We start from the raw sequence: 23386 nt of genomic DNA on the forward strand, positions 1-23386 counted from the left end.
CTTCATCCATTGCCGAAACGTAGCTTCAGGACATACTATCAATTCCACTTTGGAATGGATGGTGGGGAAGCACATGGACCGACTGGATGCGATCCGGCTGTTTGTACGTCTCGTCGAATGCGGGAGTTTTTCGGCCGTAGGGCGCGAAGAGGGAATCGGACAACCTGCAGTCAGCAAGCAGATCGTTGCGCTGGAACGGTACCTCGGCGCACAACTCGTTTTGCGTACCTCGCGCCAGGTCGCGATCACGGATGCCGGACAGGCCTTCTATGATTCGGCGAGGCAACTGGTAGACGAGTTCGACGCGCTCGAGTCTTCAGTGGGCGCGCGCCAGCAGTCGCCACGAGGTCTGGTCAGGCTCAGTACCGCGCCAGCGCATGGCCGGCTTTGCATTACGCCGCTACTCCCCGAATTCTTTCGACGCTACCCGGACGTCGCGATCGAATTGTCCACGTCGGAGCGGCCCGTCGACCCGGTTGGAGAAGGTGTCGATCTGGCCATCCGTCATGGAAGACTGGTCGACTCTTCGCTCACCGCGAGGAAATTGTCCGAGACCGATTTCGTGCTGGTGGCAAGCCCTGGCTATCTTGCCGCGAAGGGCGCGCCGACCCGGCTTTCGGAGCTGGACGCGCACACCTGTATCGCGTTTGCAAAAGGGCGTGAGCGTAGCCCGTGGTCACTCAAGGTCGGTCGGGAAACCGTCTCTTACATTCCGCATGGTTCGGTGATCACCGGCGATGCCGAGCATATTCGTGCGGCCGTGCTGTGCGGTCTCGGCATCGCACAGGCACCGTTCTGGTTGCTGGCCGAAGAGATCCGCTCCGGTGAGGTCAAGGTATTGCTGCCCGGCCTGCAACCGGAGAAGGTGCCGAGCCACGTTGTTTATCCGGCCGGCCGCCGGGTACCGATGCGAGTACGCGTATTCATCGAATACCTTGTTTCGGCCTTTGAGCGTCCCGAAGTTTGATACGCCGCGCCGCCCGTTCTATCGAAGGTAAACCCCGGTAGCCACATGTCTTGCGAAAAGGCACTGTTGTGCTATAAAAAAATGCTAGTCAGCGTATCTTCCGGTCGCCCTGCCGAAGAAACGGGCGGCTCCACTGGAGCGAGCACGATAATTTATGAGTCTGTTGGAGCTCAGAGACGTATCCAAACATTTCGGCGCCATTCACGCACTGAACGAAGTGACGTTCAGTCTGGAGGCCGGCGAGGTAGTCGGGCTCATGGGGGACAACGGTGCCGGCAAATCGACCCTGGTGAAGGTCATTGCCGGTAACTTTCCGCCATCGCACGGCGAGATTCTCATCGACGGCAAGGCGGTGCATTTCAACCGTCCGGTTGACGCCCGCGCCCAGGGAATCGAAGTCGTCTATCAGGACCTCGCGCTTTGCAACAACCTGACGGCGGCTGCCAATGTCTTCCTTGGACGTGAGCCGAGGATCGGCTTCGGACCCATCCGCATTCTCGATCACGCGGCCATGTACCGGCGCGCCGGCGAACTCTTCAAAGAACTGAAATCGGAGACACGTCCCCTCGATCTGGTCCGGCAGATGTCGGGCGGCCAGCGGCAGGCCGTAGCAATCGCCCGCACGCGTCTGTCCGAAGCACGGCTCGTCATCATGGACGAACCGACCGCAGCCATCAGCGTGCGCCAGGTGGCGGAGGTGCTCGATCTCATCAAGCGTCTCTCCGAACATGGCATTGCTGTCATTCTGATCAGCCACCGCATGCCTGACGTTTTCACGGTCGCCCATCGCGTGGTCGTCATGCGGCGCGGACACAAGGTTGCGGACAAAAAGATCGAAGCATCGTCTCCGGAAGAAGTCACCGGCCTCATCACCGGAGCGATTGCCACCGCCTGAATCTGACTCGCACGGGAGTCCCGAAATTGAACGATCCGCAGGAACAGCCCACACCCCTCTCGGCACTGCTCGATAATCCGCAGGCCGCGCGGACACATACCCGCTGGTCGGGGCTGCTCGCAAGCCAGGTGTTCTGGGTGGTCGCGGCCACGATCGTCGCCTGCGTCGTGCTCTCGTTCGTCACCTCCACGTTTGCGACGCAGCAGAATCTGTTCAACGTCACGCGCAACTTCGCTTTCGTTGCCATCGTCGCGCTCGGCATGATGGCCGTGATCGTCACGGGCGGCATCGACATTTCAGTCGGCTCGACGATCGGCCTCTCCGGCATCGTGCTCTCGGTGGTCATGAATGCCGGCTATCCGATCTGGGCCGGCATCGGCATGGGTCTTCTGACCGGCGGAGTCGTCGGCCTCGTGAACGGTTTCCTGATCGCCTATCTCGACATGCAGCCGTTTGTCGTGACGCTCGGCATGTTGAGCGTCGGCCGCAGCCTCGCGCTGGTGTTCTCCGGCAGCCGGACCATTTTCGATTTCGGTCCCGACGGCGCCAAGCTGCTCGCACTCGGCGGCGGCAAGACGCTCGGTCTCGCCAATCCTGTGTGGTTCCTGCTGGTCCTCGCCGTGCTGTTCTGGTTCGCCTTTGCGTTTACGCGCTGGGGCCGCTACGTGTTCGCGGTCGGCGGCAACCGCCACGCGGCCAATCTCACGGGCGTGCCGGTGCGTCGCATCATCTGCTCCGTCTATCTGCTCGCCGGGCTCATGGCGGGCGTCGCGGCCATTCTCGAAGTCGGCTGGCTCGGCGCGGTGACGACGGGCCTCGGCACCGGCGACGAATTGCGCGTGATCGCCGCGACCGTGATCGGCGGCACCAATCTGATGGGCGGGATCGGCAGCGCGTTTGGGACCGTGGTCGGCGCCGCACTCATCGAAGTGATCCGCAACAGCCTGATCCTGCTGGGCGTGGACTCGTTCTGGCAGGGGACGGTCGTGGGTGCGTTCATCATCGTCGCCGTACTGTTCAACCGGCTGGGTGGCGAGCGGCAGGGAGATTGACATGTCTTCGGACGCACTGGCCGCGATTGCGACCGGTGCCTGGGGTGCGACCGGGCGAGATGCGGAACTGCCGGACGCAGGGGCTCACAAGAAACGCCATGTTCCGCAAGAAGGTTAAGGTCCGGAGACGGACTTGCCTTGCGATTATTACGACAATCGTGCGAGCAGACATAGGCACCGCAGAGCCGGCGCCTATTACTTTGTATGGGACTGGACGAGGCGCCAAAGCGCTCACTCCGGCCGACACAGGAGGCGACAATGAAGAAAATGTTGATGTGTCTTGCTGCGATCGGAGGGCTCGCTGTACTCGGCACCTCCGCGTCCGCAGCCGATAAAACCCTAGCGCTGGTCGTGAAGGGGCTCGACAACCCCTACTTCGACCTGATGCATCAGGGATGCGACCGGGCGAACAAGGAGCTCGGCAAACAGGGCTACACCTGCTACTACACCGGTCCCGCGACCGCCGCCGACGAAAGCGCTGAAGTGCAGATCATCGACGACCTGTTGACCAAGGGCGTATCGGCCATCGCGATTTCGCCTGCGAACGCTCCGGCCGTGGCGGAAGAATTGCGCCGCCGCAATGTGACGATCCCGGTCATTACTGCGGATGCCGATCTGTTGCCGAAGGATGCGTCGCTGCGCAAGACTTATGTCGGCACCGACAACTACGAACTGGGCGTCAAGCTCGGCGAGCAGTTGAAGCTGCTGATGCCCAAGGGCGGCAATATCTGCCTCGTCATGGGGAACCCCGCAGCCGAGAACATCAACCAGCGCGCAGCAGGTACGCGTGACACACTCGCCGGCAAGAAGGGCGTCCAGAAGCTGGCGGGAGAAAACGGCTGGAAGGAGATCAGCGCCTGTCCGCTTTACGTGAATGACGATGCCGCCAAGGCGAACCAGATGATGCAGGACACGCTCACGGCCAACGCGACCGGTCTCGATGCCTTCGTGCTCGAGGGCGGTTGGCCGCTGTTTGCACCGCAGGCCTATTCGCAGGTCGTTCAGCCGATCATGGACAAGATCAATAGCGGCAAGTTCGTGATCGTCTCGGCGGATACGCTCGGACCGGAGATCCAGGCGCTCAAGGATCACAAGGTCAACGTGCTCGTCGGCCAGCGGCCGGAGGAAATGGGCTACCGGTCAGCCATGGTCATGCGTGATCTCGCGGAAGGCAAGACGGTGCCGCCCGTCATCCATACGGGTCTCGATACGTGCACCTGGAAGAACGCCGACACCTGTCTCAAGCATTGAGGATGGGTAGCGTCCATTAGTTGCAGGGATGGATGGGGAGCCGAGGCAGTGATGCCTCGGCTTTTTTTAATCGGTGCTTTGTAGAACAGGCCATGCCCCCGAGGAAGGCTTCGACGCGGGCATTCGCTTTGGCGAGCGTCCGAGGGCCTCGCGTGTCGATCGCAGCGCCTCGGCTCGCGGAGAGCGTGCGCGTCGGCTTCATGCCGAATGCCTACTCCCATGTCTTGCGGGCTTTGCCGAAGTGGATCGCCGAAAAAACGCCCATCACGACGAAACCAAGACATCCTGCGACGAGCGCGGGGTCAGTCGCGGCCGGAATTCCATGGCGCGCAAGAAGAAAGCCTCCAACCAGAAGGTTGGCACAACCCCAGAGGACATTAACAAGCGGTGACGAACGCCCTATCCCTCTGGGCGTTGCGAAAGGAGTGGGAAATGCCTCTCCCCTCAAGCCGCTCGCGAGATGCGGCAAGGAATTGCAGATGAATAGCCCGGAAAAGAACATTGCGATGTAGTACATGGCGGTAACCTGAGAGTTGTCTGGATATGCGAGGGTATCCTCTCATAATCGAGATACTAGAGGCAAGCCTCGCATAAGTAATTTGAGGTCCTGGGAAGAGAAGCCGTCTTTCTTACGCTATTGTTTCGTTACAACGGCCGGGGAAATATGAGAGGATTCGCTCTCAAAACCTCAACTATCTTCAGCGAGAACCTCGTTCCCATGCCATCCGCCCGTCCTACCGTCGCGCAAGAACCAAAGAGACAGCGAGGCCGCGATCGCGTCGCGGCCATCATCGAGGCGGGCGTCAAGCTGTTTAAAGAAAAGGGCTTTGACGCGGCGACGATGACCGAGATCGCAGCGCAGTCGGGGACGGCGATTGGCTCGCTTTACCGGTTCTTTCCATCCAAAGAGGCGCTAGCAGACGCACTGCTCCTGCAGTACGCCCAACTTGTCGCGACGGAGTTGACGGCACTCGAAACGAAAGTGTCGGGCATGTCGCCTGACGAAGTGGCCGATGCACTGGTGGATTTCTCGCTATCAGTGCGCCCACAGCACAGCTTCGCGATTTCACTGCTGGAGGAGCGCGGCGGCCGCGACGAGAAACGCGTCGAGTTCAGGGATGCCATGCGTAGCCACGTTGCAAAGATACTTCGCAGAGCGATTCCCGACCTGGGAACCGCCCGGTCGAGAAACATGGCTATTGTCGTCTTGCATACGCTCAAAGCCGTGACACGAGCCGAAACAGAAGCGCCCGCCACACGGACGCAAATCCTCTCGGAAATTCGCAAGCTGCTGCGCGTGTACATCGCCTCGGCTCATGACTGAGCGCCACTGGATGCGCGATCCAGAAATCACGCAAAAACGATAAGAAGCAGCCACGGCGAAGGCGCTCATTTTTGGCTAATTCTCGCCACGCAGAATGGCTCCTGTCAGCAATAGCGTCTCACCCACACATGCGACAGGAGCCAGTCATGAACATGAAACTTACCGCGTCACTCGTTATCGCTACGACAGCGTTGGCGTTTTCCATCGGCAACGCACAAGCGGCACAAGGCTGCGGACCGGGAGGATGGAGGAATGCCTGGGGTCAATGCCGTTATGCGGCTCCGGTTATCGTCCAGACCGCCCCGGTCGTGTATGCCGCGCCAGCGGCCCCCGTTTCGAACTACGCCTGCCCGCCGGGATACTGGCTCGGTCCGTGGGGACATTGCCGCAACACGCCCTACCATGGCCGTTTGCCGAACGGGATGTACCAGTGAGGCCGCCTGATGCATCGATCATGCGTCGCAATCGCACTGCGTGGACGGGTTGACTTTCTTTTAGATGATAACTATCATCTAAATAATGATGTCACCGGGAGCCACGAATCATGAGGAAATCCAAGGCAGAAACCGCCGAGACTCGTCAGCGAATCGTCGAGGTGGCCGCACGGGAATTCAGGGCCAACGGCATCCAGGCAACTGGCGTCGCCGACCTGATGTCCGAGGCGGGACTGTCTCATGGCGGCTTCTACCGGCACTTCGACTCGAAAGATCAACTGGTCGCTGAAGCATGCGAAGCGGGACTGACCACCATGATCGGAGAGCTCGAGGAAGCAGCCAAGGGCAGCGAAGGCAAGGACGGTTTCAGGGCTATCGTTGAAGCTTATGTTTCGTCGACGCATCGCGACGAGCCGGAACATGGTTGCCCACTTGCCGGTCTGGGGAGTGAACTGGCACGCGCCGACGAACAGGCACGCGCCGCGGCCTCACACGGGTTTGATGAGCTCGTCGAAGTATTGGCGAAACGCATCGGGCGCCGGCAGCGGGAAGCGGCAAGGTCCGAGGCTGTCTTCGCGCTCTCGGCCATGATCGGCGCCATCACGATGTCGCGAATCATTGCAGACCCCGACGCTTCACTGTCGGTATTGCAGGACGTCAGGCGACACCTCGAAGCGATCTAGGTATTCCCGGAGATTTGCATCCGTCACTTTCTTTGACTTTTTGTGTGCATATACACCCACAGTGCGCATTGGAGAATCCACCATGAAGCAACATCAATACCTTATCACGGGCGCCACTGGAAAAACGGGCGCCCATACGGTTCGAAATCTTCTCAAAGGTGGACATGCCGTTCGCGCGTTCGTCCACAAGGAGGACGCGCGGAGTGCAGCGCTGCGCGAGGAAGGTGCCGAAGTCGTGGTTGGCGATCTTCTCGAGCATGACGATGTCATTCGTGCAATGACCGGTGTGACGGGCGCGTATCTTTGTTATCCCGTGCTTCCCGGCTATATCCAGGCCACCGCGTACTTCGCAGATGCTGCAAGACGCGCAGGCGTTGATGTTGTCGTGGAGATGTCGCAGATCTCCGCGCGGGAAGACTCAAAAAGTCATGCCGCACGCGATCACTGGATTGCAGAACGTGTGCTCGACTGGTCCGGTGTGCCGAGTGTCCACATTCGCCCGACCTTCTTCTCCGAATGGCTGACCTTTCCGTGGGTGCTCGATTCGATCGTGCAGGAAGGCAAGATCACGCTGCCATACGGCGCAGGACGCCATGCGCCAATCGCAGCGGAAGATCAGGCTCGCCTGATCGCCGCTGTGCTTACACAACCGGCTAGCCATATCGGCAAGACTTATCCGTTGCTTGGCCCCGTCGAACTGAACCAGCAAGAGATTGCCGATGAGATCGGCAAGGTCCTGGGCCGCAAGATCACCTATAGCCCGTCGACCATCGAACAATACCGCGAGCATCTGGAGAAATACGGTCTGCCGGAATTCCTGATCCAGCATTTTCTCGCGATCGCTGTTGACTACCAGAACGGAATTTTCTCCGGAGCGGACGGCGTCATCAGTGAGATCACCGGGCGAGTCCCGCAAACCGTTGGTGAATTCGTGCAAGCCAATCGCCACGCGTTCGAGCAGTAATTTTTCCGGGTATGCGGCCGTTTGGTCTGTCAAAACATACTTCTCATGCAGTTATCTTAAAGGAGTACGAATCATGAAGCTCAGCGGGAATACCATTTTCATTACCGGCGCAACCTCAGGCATCGGCCGCGGCCTCGCCGAAGCATTTCATAGCAGGGGCAACAAGGTCATTATCGGCGGCCGTCGAAAAGCCTTGCTCGATGAAGTGACGCGGGCCAACCCCGGCATGGATGCAGTCGAGATCGACGTGAGCAGTCCGGCGCAAATCGCCAGCGTGACCGAGAGCCTGAAGCAAAAGTACCCGGCGCTCAATGTCCTCATCAACAATGCGGGCATCATGCCGTTCGACGATGTGACCGGTCCACTGGATGACGCGCAGGCAGTCCATCTGGTGAACACCAATCTGCTGGGCCCCGTCCGGATCAGCGGTGCATTGATCGAACATCTGAAGAAGCAGCCGGAAGCATTTATCATTAACAACAGTTCGGTTGTAGCGTACATTCCGATGTCGATGGCCGCACTGTATTCGGCAACCAAGGCTGCAATCCATTCATACTCGCTGTCCCAACGTTTTGCGTTGCGTGAGACAAGCGTGCGGGTGCTGGAAATCGCACCGCCCTGGGTCGACACCGATCTGATATACAAGAGCGGCGACGCGCGCGCGATGCAACTGGAACCCTTCATTGCGGAAACCATGGCGTTGCTCGAGACCGCCAGCACGGAGGTCGTCGTCGAAGCGGGCCAGCAGTTGCGCGACAGCGCCGGGCCGAATGAGCATGAGGTCGTGAACTACCTCAACCAGATGATCATCGACAACCCTTTGCCGATGCCTTAACAGACTTAACGCAGGAGAAGCGATGTCTGAAGCAAAACCCCGAAGCGACGCGAACGGCGCTCATCCTCTCGACGCGGTGATATGGAACGCGCTCGCTGGCAAGCAGAATCACCTGGCAATCGGGGATGCTCGCGCACGGCGGTATCCGACGGATATCGGGCGTTTTGCTGCAGTGGCCGATCACAGCCCGGAGTCCTTTGAAGCATTGCGTTCGCTGATCGACGCACAGGACTCGGTTGCCCTGGTTACCGCAAATGAGGTTGCATTGCCTTCCGGGTTCTCTGTCATCAGGCGCGCGGCATTGCTTCAGATGATCTGGCAAGGCAAGCTCGGTCAACGGAGCGAACTGCAGCATGTCAGCCTCGCCGGGGCCGATGTTCCAGACATGCTCGCTCTGACCGCGGCTACAGAGCCGGGTCCATTTGGCCCACGCACGATAGAACTCGGTCAATACATTGGCGTTCGTAGTGAGGGCAAGCTGGCCGCGATGGCCGGCGAACGCATGAGGCTTGACGGCTTCACCGAGATTAGCGCCGTTTGCGTGGATCCGGCGTTTCGGGGCCGCGGTTATGCCGGCGATCTGATGAAGCTGCTGATTGCGGCGATCAGCGCACGCGGCGAGACACCGTTTCTGCACGTTTTCACATCGAACCAGTCTGCAATAGCGCTGTATCGCAAGCTGGGGTTTGTTGACCGGCATGAGATGCATCTGGCGGTGGTTAGCGACGCGCGGGGTTAGACGGTTAGCCGTTACAATCCCTCACTTCGATCCGACAATCGTGATTCGCGCCATGAAACATCTCTTTGCATCGACACTCGCGCTGGTCATCGCGACCGCAAGCACCGTTGCGATAGCCCAAACATCCGGGGGCGGCGATACGCCCAAACAACATTGCGATTCAGGGTATGTCACCGGTGTGGGCGGCGCGGCACAGAGCTTCCGCGAATACCTCGCGCTACCGGACAGAGACAGATATCGCTACTTCGCGGACCACCAGATCCAATGCAAGATCTCCGACGAGGGCCGTGCATTTGACTGCACCGGCGTCACCAACCTTAAGCATGAACAGATGAGCGTGTACGACGACAGCGACGGCGCGACGATCACTGTGACCGCGCGCGTGGAACTCGATCAGGGCACCTATCCGGCGATTATCGTGGTGCAAAGAAAAGACGTTCAGTGCGCGCAGTAAATGCCCTCACTGAACCGGGACCGTCTTGCGGCTCGGCGCGGTCCTGTTGATATGGTTGTAGATCGCGCCGATGGCCATCAGCACCGAAGTTCCGAGAAACACCGCGCGCATTCCGAAGTGTCCTCCAACGAACCCGCCTAACAAAGGTCCAAGCACCTGCCCGGTGTACTGGGCGGACGTCGAATAGCCCAGCATTCTTCCTGCAACCGTCTGTGGCACGTTGTGTCTGATGACACTGGCCACGCATGGCAAGAGACCGCCGAGCGCCGCTCCCATCAGAAATCTCAGCACCACGAGCTGCCACCCCGCAGTAACGAAGGCTTGGGGAATCAGAAGCACTGCTGCGACCGCCAGACAGCCGACGATCACATTCCAGTGTCCGATCCGATCGGCCAACCGTCCCAGGCGAGACGCGGAAAGTATGCTTCCCAGGGCCGCGGCGGACATCACCAGTCCCGCGACGAAGGTCACCTGACGCACCTCGACGATCTGTGCGACGAACACCGTGATAATGGGCTCGATGGACATGTTCGCCACCATCAGCAACGCACCGGTGACGAGCATCGCGACGACGGGGCGCCGGTCCGGGATGGCCTGCCAGTCGACCTGCTGCTTCTCTGTTTTCTTCGGCGCAAGTCGCGGGTCTTCCTTGAGAAGAAACGCCGTAGCGAGAAACGCGACAAAAATGAGTGTCCCGGCGGCAAAAAAGGTTGCGCGCACACCGATCAGCGGAGGTAACGAACCGCCAATCAAAGGACCCGCAAGATTGCCGGCCATGATCCCCGACGACAAGACACCAAGCGCCCAGCCGCAGCGACTTTTCGGCGTCTGGGTGGCGACCAGAACGGTGGACCCCGACGCGTAGCCGCCAAGAAGTCCTGCCAGCAGTCGCAACGCCACCAGTTGCCAGACGTTGTGCGCCATACCGATCAGCGACATGGCAACCGCCATACCCAGGCTGGCGCGAATCAGCATCAGCTTGCGGCCGTAACGATCGCCGAGCCGCCCCCACAAAGGAGCGGTTAACGCAGCGGACAGGAAGGTAGCGCCATACGCGACACCGGACCATTGCACAATCGCCGCATGGCTCTTGACGCCCAGTTCTTCGACATAAAGCGGCAGGAACGGCAGCAGCAGGGTCATCGCCACAATGGTGGTGAACGAGCCGAAGACACAGACGATGAGGTTACGGCGCCAATGAACGGCGCCATCCTGGGCGGGCGGCATTGGAGGCTGCGAGACGCTAGCGGGCGGGTTCGCCATGATTCGATCCGGGGAAGACGTGGCCGTCATTCAACGGACCCTATTGGCGGTCCGTTGAGTATTGCCGCTGCTTTACCCCACGAAACGGTTTCAGGGGCGACAGTTTGCGATCCTACGGCGTCTCCGGGTAGACATCCAGTCCATTACTCATACTAGTACCGGGAATACCGGTGTTGGCGTTGCCGCCGGCTCACGTCAAGGATGTGGCGCCCTCGTTTGATGCCACTGGCGCTCGAAACCCCGGCCGCCTGAGGGCGCCTACAGACAGGCGGATCGCATCGATCAAGGCGCGCGCCGCGGGCGACGGCGTCCCTTCTGCCCGCACGGTCAAGCCGATATCGCGCTGCGTGTTATGCAACGGTACGTCCAGCACGACGAGTTGGCCCGACTCGCACTCGTAATGCAACTGCTGCGCCGAGAGCGCCGTCACCATGTCGGTGTGCAGCAGCAGTCCGCGAATCACAGCCAGGTCGGCCGTTTCGACCGTGGGCATGGGCGGCTTCAGCTTCAAGCGGCGAAACTGCGATTCAAACAGCCCGCGGGCCGGAGCATGGATGCGCGGCACAATCCACTGGACCTGGCGCAAGTCCGCCATGGTCAGACCGCGCACATTTGCGAGGGGATGATCCCGGCGGGCCAGCACAACCATGTCTTCGGTCACCAGCCTCTCATTCTGCAGGCCGCTGGTTGGCTCATTGTCCCGCAGCGCACCAAGAATGAAATCGATGTCGCCCGCCCGCAGGCCGGCCACCAGCGTTTCATAGGCACTCTCGTCCGTTATGACCCGCACCCCCGGATGTTGCGCACTCAGACGGGCAATCGCATTGGGAAGAATCAGCGTGCGGCCAAGCGGCAACGCGCCGACCGTCACGGCACCCTGAATGTTGCCGTGCAGCGCAGCAATGTCATCTGGTATGTGGCGCAGTTCGTTCAACGCGCGTCCCACGTACAACAGGAAGGTCTCGCCCTCGGTGGTCAGCAGGATGCCTCGCGGGCCGCGATGGAACAACCGCAAACCCGAGCCGCTTTCGAGAACCCGGATAGCACTACTGACGGCCGGCTGGCTGATGCCGAACGCGCTCGCGGCGGTGGGCATGTGACGATGACGCGCCAGTGCCCGGAAAATCTGCAGGCGCCGCGTGTTGAGCAGGTAGGCCGGCAGTGTGCCTTCGGCAGGCACTCGCCGGCGAGCCTGTCTAAGCGCGCACCACAGTGCCAGCTCGCCGATTTCGGCAAAGATCCGCTCACACCGTTTTAGCACGGCGCGCCCCGTCGGCGTGGGCAGCATGCCGGACGGCTTGCGCTCGAAGAGCGGTTCCTCGAGCGCCGATTCGAGTTCCTGCACCGACCGGGTCACGGCCGACTGCGCGCGAAAGAGCTCGGCGGCAGCGCGTGTCGCGCTGCCTGTGTCGGCAACAAGTTTGAACGCTCGCAGATGGGCCAGATTGAGAAGTTCGTTGTTGCTCACGGTGATCGTCGGTTATCGGTCAAAGATTGAAGCGGGATGTTTCGAAAGCCCCCGCGACGAGAGCGAGTCCCAGGCGGACGCAGAAAGGATTTCCCTCCGTTGATTCAGGCATTCCTTACACCCCTGCCACTGTTGTATTGCGTGCACAGACGAGATTGCGACTTCATTCTTTTCCCATCTGATTTCTTTATGACCCTGCGGATATCACCGTTGCCTGCAAGCGTATCCGCCAAAGCTTCGGGATACCAACAGTTCCTTACACAGTACGGATTTCAGAAGCTTACGCCGCCTCACCGCAAACGCAAAATGGTGCTGGATCCGCACTTTATACGGATCGCGAATGGTTAACCCCAACTTTCAGCACGATCCCTACTTTCTATATCTTCGTGTCCCAACGGATCACGTTGTTATGGCCGCCCGGCCACCGCAGCGTATTCGATTTTGCATGAGCCGGGTACACGTAGCTCAGCACGCGAAGTGGCGCGGATCATTCGCACCATGACGTTTTATACGGGGCTTTCTCGAGGAGAGTAGACATGAGCGGTAACTTCAGCATGAGCGGTAACGACGTCAACAAGGGTTCGGCTTTGAACTCGGACAAGCAGGATCTGAAAACCCTATTTCGTGCCGGCGCGATTGGCGGCCTGACCGGTGCGGTATGCATCTGGATTTACGAAGCGCTGATCTGGGTTGGGGTGCAACACCTGATGCCGCTGGCGGGCATTCCGCGCAACGCGACGGGTCTCGTGTTCGGCAAAGCTGTGCAGGAAGCGCTTGGCATCTGGGCGTATCTTCTGGGCACCTTGATTCACTTCTCCTTCGCAATCGGCTGGGGTGTCCTGTTTGCTCTCATCTGGCCGTATTTCCGTCGCCGCGGGTACGAAGCGACTTTCATCGCGCTGTTCTACGCCATCATCGCGTGGATCGCGATGCACGTGGCCATCTCGATCGCTTCGGACAATCACCCGAATTACTACGACCCCGCCGTCATCATTGGCGGCTTCATGTCGCACTTCTGCTTCACGGTGCCGCTCGCACTGACCGTGAAGAGACTGCTGGCATCGCATCCGGGTGCGTAGTTCGACGAATCCAGTCTAGAGCGATAAAGGCAAGAGGAGCAACGCAAAAAATGAATCCACGTAAAATAGCAGTACTTATTATATCGGTGCTGGGGATCATCTCTGCGGAACACGCGCAGGCACAATCATCGGTCACTTTGTACGGGGTACTCGACGAGTTTGTGGGATACCAGTCCAGCAAAACCGGCGGGAAGAGCCAGTCTCTGGTTGCGCTCGGCAACAACGGAGAACTCACCAGCCGTTGGGGCCTACGCGGAAGCGAGGATCTTGGCGGCGGCTACCGCGCGATATTCGACCTCGAGAACGGCTTCGATCCAGGCACGGGCTCCATGCAGAACGCCTATCGGTTCTTCGACCGGCAGGCATGGGTGGGTATCGCGTCGCCTTACGGTGACGTGAGACTCGGCCGTCAAAACACGCCGATGTTCGCCTGGAGCGGCAATCTGGACGCGTTTAGCGCGGCGACCTACGGATCTGGCTTCAACAACTTTGCCAACTGGCAGGCTCGCGTCGATAACGATATTGCGTATATCTCGCCGAAGTTCTACGGCACCCAGGTCGAGCTTCACTATTCGGTGGGCGGGGAAGCGGGTGACACGGCAGGTAATGCCGTCTATCAGGCCGCCGTCCAGTCGAACGTTGGTCCGGTCTACCTTGCGTTGGCTTACCTGAATGCAGCCAACCCAACGAACAGTGTGCGTGTTCAGGAAGCCATGGCGGGCGCCAACTACGACTACGGTTGGGGAAAGATCTATTTCGGCTTCTTCAGAGCCAATGACATCATCTCCTCAACGACCGGAAATGCGCTGGCCAATCCCGCCGGGAAATACAATCCGGCGACAGGCGTGGTCGGCAACGTGGCAGGCAATTACCACAATACCTATTCGTTCTCTGCCGATTACCACATCAATCCGTTCTTTAGCATAGGGGCTGGATACGCGTTCATCACGGATAGTTCGTCGCTCGACAACACGGCGCGCGAGTTCAGCGCCATCGTCAACTACGACCTCTCCAAGGCGACCCGACTGTACGCAGTGGTATCGAGGTTGAACAACTCCAACACGGCCGCGTACAAGATGACTGGCGCCAGCATCACAACGGGATCGTTCCTGACGCCAGGCGCAGGTCAGAGCGAAACCGGCGCACAGATCGGCATTCGCCACATGTTCTGACGATGCATCGCAGCCCGGTTATCCGCGAGGATGATCCGGGCTGCGTACCGATGACTCAGTAGAAATGGAAACGTTTGAAGCAGGCCAGCGTGAACCGCTGGCCTGTTGACTTACATGGGCCCGCTTGACGGGCTCGCGCATTAGGCCGGCTTATCAGGCTGGCTCCATCCCATGAGCCAGCTTGGCCGAAGCAGCCTCGGGCGACGCCAGAAACGACAGCAGCGCCTGAGCTGCTTCGCGCTGCTCGGACACCGCGCAGATAGCGGCCGAGAATACCGTGATGATCTGGATTTCAGCCGGCAGCGCGCCAATGACATCGATGCCTGGCACATGCATCATCTCGCTCCATTGCTGAAACCCCAGCTCGACCTGGCCTCGTGCGACAAGCGTGCCGACTGGTACGCCAGTCGGCGCCTGCACCATACGCGGCGCGATGGTCTCAACAATGCCCCAGCGCTCGAACAGACGAACCAGTTTCTTGCCGCTGGGTCCTGTCGAATAGCCGATGCTGCGCGCGGCGAGAATGGCTTCGCGAGTCGCAGTTTCAGTGCTGATATCGGGTCGCGGCGCGCCTGCGGCCACCGCTACCGCGACGCCCGAACGCGCAAGGTCGACCCGGCTGCCCGGCACAACGCGGCCCGCCTCTGCCAGCCGCTCGATCACATCAGCCGCCAGCACTACAATGTCAAACGGTTCGGCATCCTGAACGAGACGGGCCGCAACAACGCCGCCCTTCGATTCAATCAGCACCCTCCGTCCGGAACGCCGCTCATAGGCGGCGCTCAATTCGGCCAGCACATCACGGGTGGCCATTGAAGAGACACCCGTGATCGCCTGATTCATGGTTTCGATTTCGTGCATGGCCTCGATTGCCGTCCTGTTCAATCGATATATCGCAAACCTGCCTTCTGCAGCGGTTCGCGCATGTTATACATGTCCAGACCCAACACGCCGGAGGCAAGCTTGGCTCGTTTCTCGCCTTCGAAAGCTTCACGCGCAGCCGCTTTTTCCAGGACCTTGGCCGCTGAGGCAGCAGGCACCACGACGATGCCGTCCTCGTCCGCCACTACGGCATCGCCGGGATTCACCAGTGCGCCTGCGCATACCACCGGCACGTTCACGGAGCCCAGCGTCGCCTTGACTGTACCCTTGGCAGAGATCGCTTTGCTCCACACTGGAAACTTCATCTCGGTGAGCACGCTCACGTCGCGCACACCTGCATCGATAATCAGTCCAACGGCGCCGCGAGCTTTAAAGCTGGTCGCCAGCAGATCGCCGAAATAGCCGTCGGTGCAATCCGCCGTGACACCCGCAACGACGATGTCGCCCGGCTGGATCTGCTCCGCCGCCACATGGAGCATCCAGTTGTCGCCCGGCTGCAGCAGCACCGTCACGGCCGCGCCGCCTACGCTTGCGCCGCTATAGATCGGCCGCATGTACGGTTTCATCAGGCCGGTGCGGCCCATCGCCTCGTGCACGGTTGCAGAGCCGAGCGCGCCCAGCCTGGCCGCCACGTCACGATCTGCGCGTTGAATGTTGCGATATACGACTCCCAGTTCATACATGACCGATCTTCCTTCCTTTAACGTTCTCGGGATTTCAATGCTGCATCGAGGCGCGGATAGACACGGCGCGCGTTACCCTCGTAGATCTTGTAGCGGTCGTCCGCATTCATGTGCGCGGCTTCGACATAACGCTTCGTATCATCGAAATAGTGGCCTGTTTCCGGGTCGATTCCGCGCACAGCGCCGATCATCTCGCTCGCAAACAGAATGTTCTCCACCGGGATCACGCGCGTCAGCAGGTCGATGCCAGGCTGGTGATAGACGCAGGTATCGAAGAACACGTTGTTGAGCAGATGATCCTTGAGCAATGGCTTCTTCAGTTCCTGCGCCAGTCCGCGAAAACGGCCCCAGTGGTAAGGCACAGCACCGCCGCCGTGCGGAATCACAAAGCGCAGCGTGGGGAAATCGCGGAACAGATCCGATGTGAGGCACTGCATGAAGGCAGTGGTGTCCGCGTTCAGGTAGTGCGCGCCGGTGGTGTGAAAACACGCGTTGCAGCTCGTGCTCACGTGGATCATCGCGGGGATGTCGTACTCCACCATCTTCTCGTAAATCGGATACCACGAGCGGTCAGACAGCGGCGGACTGGTCCAGTGACCACCGGACGGATCCGGATTCAGATTGATCGCAACGTTGCCGTATTGCTCCACGCACTTGACGAGTTCGGGGACGCAGGTGGCGATGTCGACACCCGGGCTTTGCGGCAACATGGCCGCGGGAATGAAATGATCGGGAAATAGCTGGCTCACGCGATAGCACAGCTCATTGCAGATCGCCGCCCAGGTGCTGGAAACTTCAAAGTCGCCGATGTGATGCGCCATGAAGCTTGCACGAGGACTGAAGATCGTCAGATCGAGACCGCGCTCGCGCATCAGCCGCAACTGGTTGCTCTCGATCGATTCGCGCAGTTCGTCATCGCTGATCTGCAACTCGGCGACCTTCGGCCGCTCTGCGGGATTGTTGATGCCCGCAATCTGACGGTTGCGCCATGCCTCCAGCGCCTTCGGAGCGGTGGTGTAATGGCCGTGAATATCAATGATCATCGTTGTTTCCAGATAACTGAAGCAGGTTTCAGCGCGCGACGCTGGCTGGCGAGCGCGCCGAATTGTTTAATGCGCCGCGGTCGGCTGCGGCACCGCCTCGCTGGCGTTGGTACGCTGGGCCAGCAAGATGGCGATAGCGGCCAATGCGGCGGGCACAGCCAGCATCGCGAGAATGGCGCCGAACTGCCAGCCGAGCCCGAGCAATGCACCGCCGATCGCAGAGCCGAATATGCTGCCGAAGCGGCCCACGCCAAGCATCCAGCTCACACCGGTTGCACGCGCAACCGTCGGATACCGGCTCGGCGCAAAGGCATTCAAGCCCGTCTGCGCACCGCTCATGCAGAAGCCAGCGAGGAACACCAGCAACGTGAGCGACGAGGACATGGCGCCGATCCAGCCCAACGCGAGCACGCACAGACCGCCGCCCACGTAGGCCGCACTGATCACAGGCGCAGGCCGGACCTTGTCCATCACCCAACCGACCAGAATCGCGCCAATGGTGCCGCCGATCTGGAACATGGCCGTCACGTTGGCAGCCGTGCTGACCGTCAATCCAGCGTCCTTCATCAACGTAGGCAGCCAGCCGGTCAACAGGTAGATGACGAGCAGGCCCATGAAGTATGTGACCCATAGCGCCACGGTCGTGACGCCGTAGCCATGCGCGAACAGCACGCCGATCGGCTTGCGCGTGGGCAACGGCGGTTCGTTCGAGACGAAGACCTCGTCACCGGAAAAGCGTGCGCCGGTTACTCGGCCCAGGATAGCGCCAATCCGCGCGGATGCGACGCCGCGCACTGCCAGCAGACGAGCCGACTCAGGCAGCAACCAGACCTGCAACGGAATCAGCGCCAACGGCAGCACGCCACCGAAGATCAACACGGCGCGCCAACCATGAGCGGGGATCAGCCAGCCGGCAGCAAAGCCGATCAGCGCTGAGCCCAGGTTGAAGCCGGTAAACATGATCGTGATCAGCAGCGCACGTTTGCGCTGCGGTGCGTACTCCGACAGCAAGGTCGTCGTGTTCGGCATCGCGGCGCCAAGGCCAATGCCCGTCAGCAATCGCAGCAATGCCATGGTCGCGGGCGACTGGGTAAAAGCCGTCGCGATCGTGAAAATGCCAAACAGGAAAATCGACGTAATCAACACCCACTTGCGGCCAATGCGGTCCGAAGCGGGGCCGGCTGTCAGCGCACCGATCACGAGACCAATCGGCGCCGCGCTCATCACCAGACCGAATGCGGGTCGTGAAATGCCCCAGTCGTGAATGATCGAAGGTGCGATAAATCCCATGATGGCGACATCCATGCCGTCTGCCGTGACCACGAGAAAACACAGCACCACCAGTAGCCACTGATACGCCGAGATCGCCCGGTCATCAATAAAGGCCTTGATATCAATCGTTTTACCGCTTGCCATCTGCTTTCTCCTGTCTCCTTGCCTGCGCTTCGGGCGTGACCGCCATGGTCCGCCTGCCCCATGCAGTGGTTATTTAGAGTCGCGTGGGGTCATCATGCGAAAGACGCCCCACGAACGGTCCGCTTACTCGCCCTTCTTTTTCCCCGTACTATCCCAATCCAGTTTTCCTGCAGTTTTTCCTGCTACCGAATACAAAGCGCCCGGCGCGTTGCGGGTGCGCTGAAACTCTTCCAGCGTTTCGCCGCGCATGGCGGCATAGATGTGAAGGTTCGACACTCCCGTGACAGCGCCGAGTTTTTCGAGCATGAAAAAGATGACGCCGTAGTGCAGCAGACCGCGCCAGTCACGGCGACGGATCAGGTCCCGTTCTTCCTCGCTCAGGCTGGCCGCCTCGAAGCTCGCTTCGGGATCGCGCAGGAACGCTTCGCGCTGGGCAGGCTCCACCATGCGATGCAGGTATTCGTTGATGCGGTAAGCGCGCACCGCGGTTTCGATACTGAACGGGTACGTGCCCTCGAGTTTCTCGATGCCGGCGAGTTGAACCGACATGCGCTGACGATGACGTTCCACCACCGCAGGATTCGTTTCGCCATCCTCACCTTCGTAGATTGCCGTGGCGATGCCTGCCATCGAGGGCAGATAGTAGCTACGGTGCTTGCAGGTGACATTGGCCGGCAGCGCGCCGCGCATGGTGAGCCACATGACTACTTCCGCGCCCTCGAAGCCACCCAGTTCGGCGTATTCGGCCAGCGTCATGTCGGCCAGTTGCTCCGGATCGTGCTCGAATAGGTCGAGGAAACGCTGGTCCCATTCCGTGTTGTTGAATCCGGCGCGCTCGCCGTGCACCTGGTGCGACAGGCCGCCGGTGGCGAGGATCGCGACCTTGATATCCTCAGGATAACTTTCGATGGCGCGCCTCAGCGCTTGCCCGAGCTTGTAGAAGCGCCGCGCACTGGGCACCGGCAATTGCAGCACGCCCATCTGCAGCGGCACCAGTTTCACCGGCCATTCAGGCTTGTGCGGGCACAACATGGACAAAGGCGAGAAGCAACCGTGATCGAGCGCCCTGTTCTGGAAGAACGACATGTCGAACTCATCGGTCACCAGAGAATTGCCGATGTGCGCGGCCAACCCGGGGTGCCCTTTTATCGACGGCAGATCGCGTGCGCCGCCCCCTTCGTCCGCCACCTGCCATTCCGAACCGACGCCTAGCGTGAAGGCCGAATAGTGATCGAAGAAAAACGAGGTGACGTGATCGTTGTAAATGGTCAGGATCACGTCGGGTTTCTTTTCCGCCAGCCAGGCGGCCAGCGGCGCGAAGTTTTCGAAGATCGGCGCCCAGACGGGGTCGTCACGCTTGTTCTTGTCGAACGCAAAGCCGATCGTAGGTGTGTGCGAGGCGGCGATGCCGCCAATAATCCGTGCCATGCCAGTACTTCTCCAGAGAGTCGCGTCCGTCCGCTCGTTTCTGCGTAATGGCTGTGTAATCCCTGCACATTGCGGACGCATAGGACGGCCGCCGGAACGGCGCCGCCTGTCAGGACGAAAGGTAGCCCTGGGAGGGGAACATCAAAAGGGGGGGTTAACCGCATACATTGACGAAAACGTGCGGAGATTCGGTGTTGCGAAGCGTGTCTTACAGCAAAGAGTGTCTCTCCAGAGGCCCGTCCAACAAGGGATTGGCGGGACCGGTCAAATATCGAAGGAAATGTCAGCGGCGATTCACGGCAAAACAGGCCGATAAACAGATTAGATGCGGTGAGAATGAAGTCGCAACAGGTCCCGGCAAGGAAGACCCGCTTCCGCCAACAAGGTGCGCGATCGCGGGCCCCTGTGCCGAAATGCGCATCTTAAGCGCCCGTTGTATTCAAGACGCGACAATTTCGTCTGCCTAAACTCAAACCACCCATCGTGGTCAATTTGAGGAGTGGTACTCGCGCGTCACCCGCTGTCGCGACCATTTTTCACGCCCGGAACATCAGGCTGGCCGAACCATCGCCCATCTGCGATCTTCTTCTGGAGGCAAGCTATGTCGACGATTCCCGCCCGTATCGAGCGGATGCCGTATTCGAGCTTCCACCGCCGGTTGCTGTTCATGGGCGGCCTAGGGTATGTCTTCGATGCCATGGACGCCGCCGTACTGGCCTTCCTGCTGCCCGTGCTGCGAGTCCAGTGGCACCTGACGAGCGTGCAGACCGGCGTACTTGGCAGTGGCACGTTTATCGGCTATTTCGTGGGCGCGTCGGTGGCGGGCATCCTCGGCGACCTGATCGGCCGCCGCAAGGTCATGATGTGGTCGCTCGCCATCTATTGCGCGGCCTCCGTGGCAAGTGCCGTCGCCAACGACTGGCCCTTTTTCATCGTGACACGAATTATCGCGGGAATCGGCACCGGCGCGGAGAGTGCCATCGTGGCACCGTTCCTGTCAGAGTTCGTGGCCCGGAAATATCGGGGCAGTTTCACCGGGAGTCTCGCCTCGTTCTTTTCGTTCGGCTTCGTTGCGGCCGCCCTGCTCGGCTATTTCGTGATCCCGCTCGGTCCGGACGCGTGGCGTGCGGTGATGATTCTCACCGCGTTGCCCATCGTGATGCTGCTGTGGTGGCGCAAGGCGTTGCCCGAATCGCCTCGCTGGCTCGACAGCCGGGGCCGCACCGCGGAGGCGGAGGTGATCGTCGCCGGGATCGAGGCGGAATTGCGGGCGGCAGGGGTCGAGCTCGCGCCGCTGGAATCGGTGGACGTGCCCGCCGCGCTGGTCACAGCAAACGGCAAGACCGTACTCGGGAATCTGAAGACGTTGTGGTCCGCCAGGCTCGCACGCACCACCGCAATGGCCTGGCTGATGTGGCTTTCCATCACGTTCAGCTATTACGCATTCTTCACGTGGATTCCCGGGCTGCTGGTGCAAAGCGGCATGACCATTACGCGCAGCTTCTCCTATTCGCTCGCCATGTATCTCGCGCAGATCCCAGGCTACTTTTCCGGCGCGTGGCTCAACGAGAAAATCGGCCGGCAAGCGACGATCGCCTCGTACATGGTGCTTGGCGGTATGGCCGCACTCGGCATGGCGCTGACCCACACCAACAGCGGCATCATGGTCTCTGGCATCTTCCTGTCGTTCTTCATGAACGGCACGTACGCCGGCGTCTACGCCTACACGCCTGAAGTCTTCCCCACCGACGTTCGCACAACCGGCATGGGCGTGTCTTCCGCTATCGGTCGGCTGGGCGCGATCGCGGCGCCAATCCTGGTCGGATATCTCTACCCCGTGTTCGGGTTCGCCGGCGTGTTCGGTACAACCACACTGGTGCTGCTGATCGGCGCCGTGGCCGTTGTGTTGATGGGTGTGCCCACGCGGGGCAGGTCGCTGGAAGACATTGCCGCGAGCACCGGCAACGATCGTCTCGAACTGGTTGAGTCGAGGCAATGACGCACACGATGACCCATCGCTGACGCGAACCCGATGACATCCTGGAGGAGGACCCTGCATGACTAGCATCCTGTTTAAAAACGGCGCTTTGCTCGATCCGCTGGAGGCAGAATTGCGGCCCGGCTACGAAGTGCTCGTCGAAGGCGATACCGTCCGCGAAGTGTCTGACCGGCCGATATCGTCGGCGGGCGCCCACGTCGTCGATCTCAACGGCAAGACCATCATGCCGGGGCTGATCGATTTGCATGCTCACATGATCGCGACGCAATTCGACCTGCCGGGTCAGGTGCGAATGCCCAACGTGTTCGTCACTCTCAAGGCTTTGCCGATCATGCAAGGCATCTTGCGGCGCGGCTTCACGACCGTGCGCGACGCTGGCGGCTCCGGCCTCGCGCTCAAGCAATCAGTCGAGATGGGACTCGCCCAAGGGCCGCGCCTGTTCATCGCCGGCCGGGCGCTGAGCCAGACGGGCGGTCACGGCGACACGCGCGGGCGCGCCGACTTCATCGTCCCGGACGCTCCGTGCAATTGTTGCGTCCGGGTCGGCGCTTTGAGCCGGGTGGTCGACGGCGTGGACGAGCTTCGCAAGGCGGTACGCGAAGAACTACAGATGGGCGCAGACCAGATCAAGATCATGGCATCGGGAGGCGTTGCATCGCCGACCGATCCAATCGGGGCGTTCGGCTACTCAGAGGACGAAATCCGCGCGGTCGTCGCGGAGGCGCAGGGTCGCGGCACCTACGTGATGGCGCACGCCTATACCGCCGCGTCGATGCAGCGCGCGGTGCGCTGCGGCGTACGCACGATCGAGCATGGCAATCTGATCGATGAGCCGACCGCCAGACTGATGGCCGAGCACGGCGCTTTCGTAGTGCCCACCCTCGTCGCTTATGAAGCGCTACACAGCGAGGGCGTGAAATACGGTTTGCCTGCCGAGAGCGCAGCCAAGATCGAAACCGTGCGCGTGGCGGGTCTGCAGTCGCTGGAGATCTTTAAACGCGCCGGGATGAAGATGGGCTTTGGATCCGACCTGCTCGGTCCGTCACACCGCCTCCAAAGCGACGAATTCACGATTCGCGCGCAAGTCCTGACGCCGGCCGAAATCATCAGCAGCGCAACGACGATAGGCGCCGAAGTGCTCGGCATGACGGGCAAACTCGGACGCCTGGCGGCGGGAGCGTTTGCCGATCTGCTCATCGTCGACGGGAATCCGCTCAAAGACCTGAACTGCCTGACTGGGCAAGGCGAGCACATTCATGTGGTCATGAAAGGCGGCAAAGTGGAGTTTGGCACCCTGCACTGACTGGCGCGCCGGAGGCACAAATAAAAAATGGCGCCATGCTCAAAAGCATCGC

23 protein-coding genes are annotated in these 23386 nt (G+C 60.4%); 15 read left to right on the top strand and 8 right to left on the bottom strand.

Annotated elements, in window-relative coordinates:
* The first annotated feature begins 73 nt into the window (after nt 1-73).
* From BUS06_RS18845 to BUS06_RS18860, 4 genes are all read left to right on the top strand, one after another.
* Nucleotides 74-967, top strand: a complete 894-nt coding sequence (locus BUS06_RS18845) for a LysR family transcriptional regulator (protein ID WP_074265625.1) — start codon at nt 74-76, stop codon at nt 965-967.
* 154 nt (nt 968-1121) lie between these two features.
* Entirely contained in the window at nt 1122-1862 is a 741-nt protein-coding gene (locus BUS06_RS18850) for an ATP-binding cassette domain-containing protein (protein ID WP_074265626.1), read from the top strand.
* Nucleotides 1863-1888: 26 nt separating this feature from the next.
* The gene (locus tag BUS06_RS18855) at nt 1889-2914 is read left to right on the top strand and encodes an ABC transporter permease (protein WP_074265627.1); all 1026 of its coding nucleotides are present in this window, start codon (nt 1889-1891) and stop codon (nt 2912-2914) included.
* 258 nt (nt 2915-3172) lie between these two features.
* Nucleotides 3173-4165 (top strand): sugar-binding protein, encoded by a 993-nt coding sequence (locus BUS06_RS18860; RefSeq protein WP_074265628.1) that lies wholly within the window; start codon nt 3173-3175, stop codon nt 4163-4165.
* A 211-nt stretch (nt 4166-4376) separates the two neighbouring features.
* Here the strand turns inward: BUS06_RS18860 and BUS06_RS18865 are convergent, their stop codons facing one another.
* The gene (locus BUS06_RS18865) at nt 4377-4682 is read right to left on the bottom strand and encodes a hypothetical protein (RefSeq protein ID WP_074265629.1); all 306 of its coding nucleotides are present in this window, start codon (nt 4680-4682) and stop codon (nt 4377-4379) included.
* A gap of 120 nt (nt 4683-4802) precedes the next feature.
* Between BUS06_RS18865 and BUS06_RS18870 the strand changes: the two genes are divergently transcribed.
* From BUS06_RS18870 to BUS06_RS18900, 7 genes are all read left to right on the top strand, one after another.
* Nucleotides 4803-5489, top strand: coding sequence for a TetR/AcrR family transcriptional regulator (locus tag BUS06_RS18870; RefSeq protein WP_254368874.1), 687 nt, complete (start codon nt 4803-4805; stop codon nt 5487-5489).
* 146 nt (nt 5490-5635) lie between these two features.
* A complete protein-coding gene (locus BUS06_RS18875) occupies nt 5636-5923 on the top strand; it encodes a GCG_CRPN prefix-to-repeats domain-containing protein (RefSeq protein WP_074265631.1) in 288 nt (95 codons plus the stop codon).
* 110 nt (nt 5924-6033) lie between these two features.
* Nucleotides 6034-6606: a TetR/AcrR family transcriptional regulator gene (locus BUS06_RS18880; RefSeq protein ID WP_074265632.1), complete on the top strand. Its 573-nt coding sequence runs from the start codon at nt 6034-6036 to the stop codon at nt 6604-6606.
* A gap of 82 nt (nt 6607-6688) precedes the next feature.
* Nucleotides 6689-7570 carry an NmrA family NAD(P)-binding protein gene (locus BUS06_RS18885; RefSeq protein ID WP_074265633.1) on the top strand — a complete coding sequence of 294 codons (882 nt, stop codon included), beginning with the start codon at nt 6689-6691 and terminating at the stop codon, nt 7568-7570.
* A gap of 73 nt (nt 7571-7643) precedes the next feature.
* The gene (locus tag BUS06_RS18890; protein ID WP_074265634.1) at nt 7644-8405 is read left to right on the top strand and encodes an SDR family oxidoreductase; all 762 of its coding nucleotides are present in this window, start codon (nt 7644-7646) and stop codon (nt 8403-8405) included.
* Between the two features lie 22 nt (nt 8406-8427).
* Nucleotides 8428-9144: a GNAT family N-acetyltransferase gene (locus BUS06_RS18895; RefSeq protein WP_074265635.1), complete on the top strand. Its 717-nt coding sequence runs from the start codon at nt 8428-8430 to the stop codon at nt 9142-9144.
* A 52-nt stretch (nt 9145-9196) separates the two neighbouring features.
* Nucleotides 9197-9598, top strand: a complete 402-nt coding sequence (locus BUS06_RS18900) for a hypothetical protein (protein WP_074265636.1) — start codon at nt 9197-9199, stop codon at nt 9596-9598.
* A gap of 6 nt (nt 9599-9604) precedes the next feature.
* Here the strand turns inward: BUS06_RS18900 and BUS06_RS18905 are convergent, their stop codons facing one another.
* Entirely contained in the window at nt 9605-10861 is a 1257-nt protein-coding gene (locus BUS06_RS18905; protein ID WP_074265637.1) for an MFS transporter, read from the bottom strand.
* A 190-nt stretch (nt 10862-11051) separates the two neighbouring features.
* Entirely contained in the window at nt 11052-12329 is a 1278-nt protein-coding gene (locus BUS06_RS18910) for a LysR family transcriptional regulator (RefSeq protein WP_074265638.1), read from the bottom strand.
* A 536-nt stretch (nt 12330-12865) separates the two neighbouring features.
* On the opposite strand from BUS06_RS18910, the gene BUS06_RS18915 reads away from it, so the two are divergent.
* On the top strand, nt 12866-13408 hold the full coding sequence (locus BUS06_RS18915; protein ID WP_074265639.1) for a hypothetical protein: 543 nt from the start codon (nt 12866-12868) through the stop codon (nt 13406-13408).
* 50 nt (nt 13409-13458) lie between these two features.
* A complete protein-coding gene (locus tag BUS06_RS18920; protein ID WP_083611469.1) occupies nt 13459-14580 on the top strand; it encodes a porin in 1122 nt (373 codons plus the stop codon).
* 153 nt (nt 14581-14733) lie between these two features.
* Here the strand turns inward: BUS06_RS18920 and BUS06_RS18925 are convergent, their stop codons facing one another.
* From BUS06_RS18925 to BUS06_RS18945, 5 genes are all read right to left on the bottom strand, one after another.
* On the bottom strand, nt 14734-15441 hold the full coding sequence (locus tag BUS06_RS18925) for a substrate-binding domain-containing protein (RefSeq protein WP_083611470.1): 708 nt from the start codon (nt 15439-15441) through the stop codon (nt 14734-14736).
* A 20-nt stretch (nt 15442-15461) separates the two neighbouring features.
* Nucleotides 15462-16145, bottom strand: coding sequence for a 4-carboxy-4-hydroxy-2-oxoadipate aldolase/oxaloacetate decarboxylase (ligK, locus tag BUS06_RS18930; RefSeq protein ID WP_074265641.1), 684 nt, complete (start codon nt 16143-16145; stop codon nt 15462-15464).
* 17 nt (nt 16146-16162) lie between these two features.
* Nucleotides 16163-17188 carry an amidohydrolase family protein gene (locus BUS06_RS18935; RefSeq protein ID WP_074265642.1) on the bottom strand — a complete coding sequence of 342 codons (1026 nt, stop codon included), beginning with the start codon at nt 17186-17188 and terminating at the stop codon, nt 16163-16165.
* A gap of 66 nt (nt 17189-17254) precedes the next feature.
* Nucleotides 17255-18604 carry an MFS transporter gene (locus tag BUS06_RS18940; RefSeq protein WP_074265643.1) on the bottom strand — a complete coding sequence of 450 codons (1350 nt, stop codon included), beginning with the start codon at nt 18602-18604 and terminating at the stop codon, nt 17255-17257.
* Nucleotides 18605-18727: 123 nt separating this feature from the next.
* Nucleotides 18728-20032 carry a gallate dioxygenase gene (locus BUS06_RS18945; protein ID WP_074265644.1) on the bottom strand — a complete coding sequence of 435 codons (1305 nt, stop codon included), beginning with the start codon at nt 20030-20032 and terminating at the stop codon, nt 18728-18730.
* Nucleotides 20033-20633: 601 nt separating this feature from the next.
* On the opposite strand from BUS06_RS18945, the gene BUS06_RS18950 reads away from it, so the two are divergent.
* Together BUS06_RS18950 and BUS06_RS18955 are read left to right on the top strand one after the other, a co-directional pair.
* Entirely contained in the window at nt 20634-22031 is a 1398-nt protein-coding gene (locus tag BUS06_RS18950; RefSeq protein ID WP_074265645.1) for an MFS transporter, read from the top strand.
* A gap of 58 nt (nt 22032-22089) precedes the next feature.
* Nucleotides 22090-23334, top strand: a complete 1245-nt coding sequence (locus BUS06_RS18955; RefSeq protein WP_074265646.1) for a metal-dependent hydrolase family protein — start codon at nt 22090-22092, stop codon at nt 23332-23334.
* The last annotated feature ends 52 nt before the right edge of the window (nt 23335-23386 follow it).

This window comes from Paraburkholderia phenazinium (assembly GCF_900141745.1).
Lineage (GTDB): Bacteria > Pseudomonadota > Gammaproteobacteria > Burkholderiales > Burkholderiaceae > Paraburkholderia > Paraburkholderia phenazinium_B.

Coding starts and splice junctions, on each gene's coding strand:
- BUS06_RS18865 (WP_074265629.1), bottom strand. CDS start 4,682: ATGTACTACATCGCAATGTTCTTTTCCGGGCTATTCATCTGCAATTCC.
- ligK (WP_074265641.1), bottom strand. CDS start 16,145: ATGTATGAACTGGGAGTCGTATATCGCAACATTCAACGCGCAGATCGT.
- BUS06_RS18875 (WP_074265631.1), top strand. CDS start 5,636: ATGAACATGAAACTTACCGCGTCACTCGTTATCGCTACGACAGCGTTG.
- BUS06_RS18940 (WP_074265643.1), bottom strand. CDS start 18,604: ATGGCAAGCGGTAAAACGATTGATATCAAGGCCTTTATTGATGACCGG.
- BUS06_RS18950 (WP_074265645.1), top strand. CDS start 20,634: ATGTCGACGATTCCCGCCCGTATCGAGCGGATGCCGTATTCGAGCTTC.
- BUS06_RS18880 (WP_074265632.1), top strand. CDS start 6,034: ATGAGGAAATCCAAGGCAGAAACCGCCGAGACTCGTCAGCGAATCGTC.
- BUS06_RS18860 (WP_074265628.1), top strand. CDS start 3,173: ATGAAGAAAATGTTGATGTGTCTTGCTGCGATCGGAGGGCTCGCTGTA.
- BUS06_RS18890 (WP_074265634.1), top strand. CDS start 7,644: ATGAAGCTCAGCGGGAATACCATTTTCATTACCGGCGCAACCTCAGGC.
- BUS06_RS18915 (WP_074265639.1), top strand. CDS start 12,866: ATGAGCGGTAACTTCAGCATGAGCGGTAACGACGTCAACAAGGGTTCG.
- BUS06_RS18895 (WP_074265635.1), top strand. CDS start 8,428: ATGTCTGAAGCAAAACCCCGAAGCGACGCGAACGGCGCTCATCCTCTC.
- BUS06_RS18850 (WP_074265626.1), top strand. CDS start 1,122: ATGAGTCTGTTGGAGCTCAGAGACGTATCCAAACATTTCGGCGCCATT.
- BUS06_RS18885 (WP_074265633.1), top strand. CDS start 6,689: ATGAAGCAACATCAATACCTTATCACGGGCGCCACTGGAAAAACGGGC.
- BUS06_RS18955 (WP_074265646.1), top strand. CDS start 22,090: ATGACTAGCATCCTGTTTAAAAACGGCGCTTTGCTCGATCCGCTGGAG.
- BUS06_RS18845 (WP_074265625.1), top strand. CDS start 74: ATGGACCGACTGGATGCGATCCGGCTGTTTGTACGTCTCGTCGAATGC.
- BUS06_RS18945 (WP_074265644.1), bottom strand. CDS start 20,032: ATGGCACGGATTATTGGCGGCATCGCCGCCTCGCACACACCTACGATC.
- BUS06_RS18905 (WP_074265637.1), bottom strand. CDS start 10,861: ATGGCGAACCCGCCCGCTAGCGTCTCGCAGCCTCCAATGCCGCCCGCC.
- BUS06_RS18935 (WP_074265642.1), bottom strand. CDS start 17,188: ATGATCATTGATATTCACGGCCATTACACCACCGCTCCGAAGGCGCTG.
- BUS06_RS18920 (WP_083611469.1), top strand. CDS start 13,459: ATGAATCCACGTAAAATAGCAGTACTTATTATATCGGTGCTGGGGATC.
- BUS06_RS18925 (WP_083611470.1), bottom strand. CDS start 15,441: ATGCACGAAATCGAAACCATGAATCAGGCGATCACGGGTGTCTCTTCA.
- BUS06_RS18900 (WP_074265636.1), top strand. CDS start 9,197: ATGAAACATCTCTTTGCATCGACACTCGCGCTGGTCATCGCGACCGCA.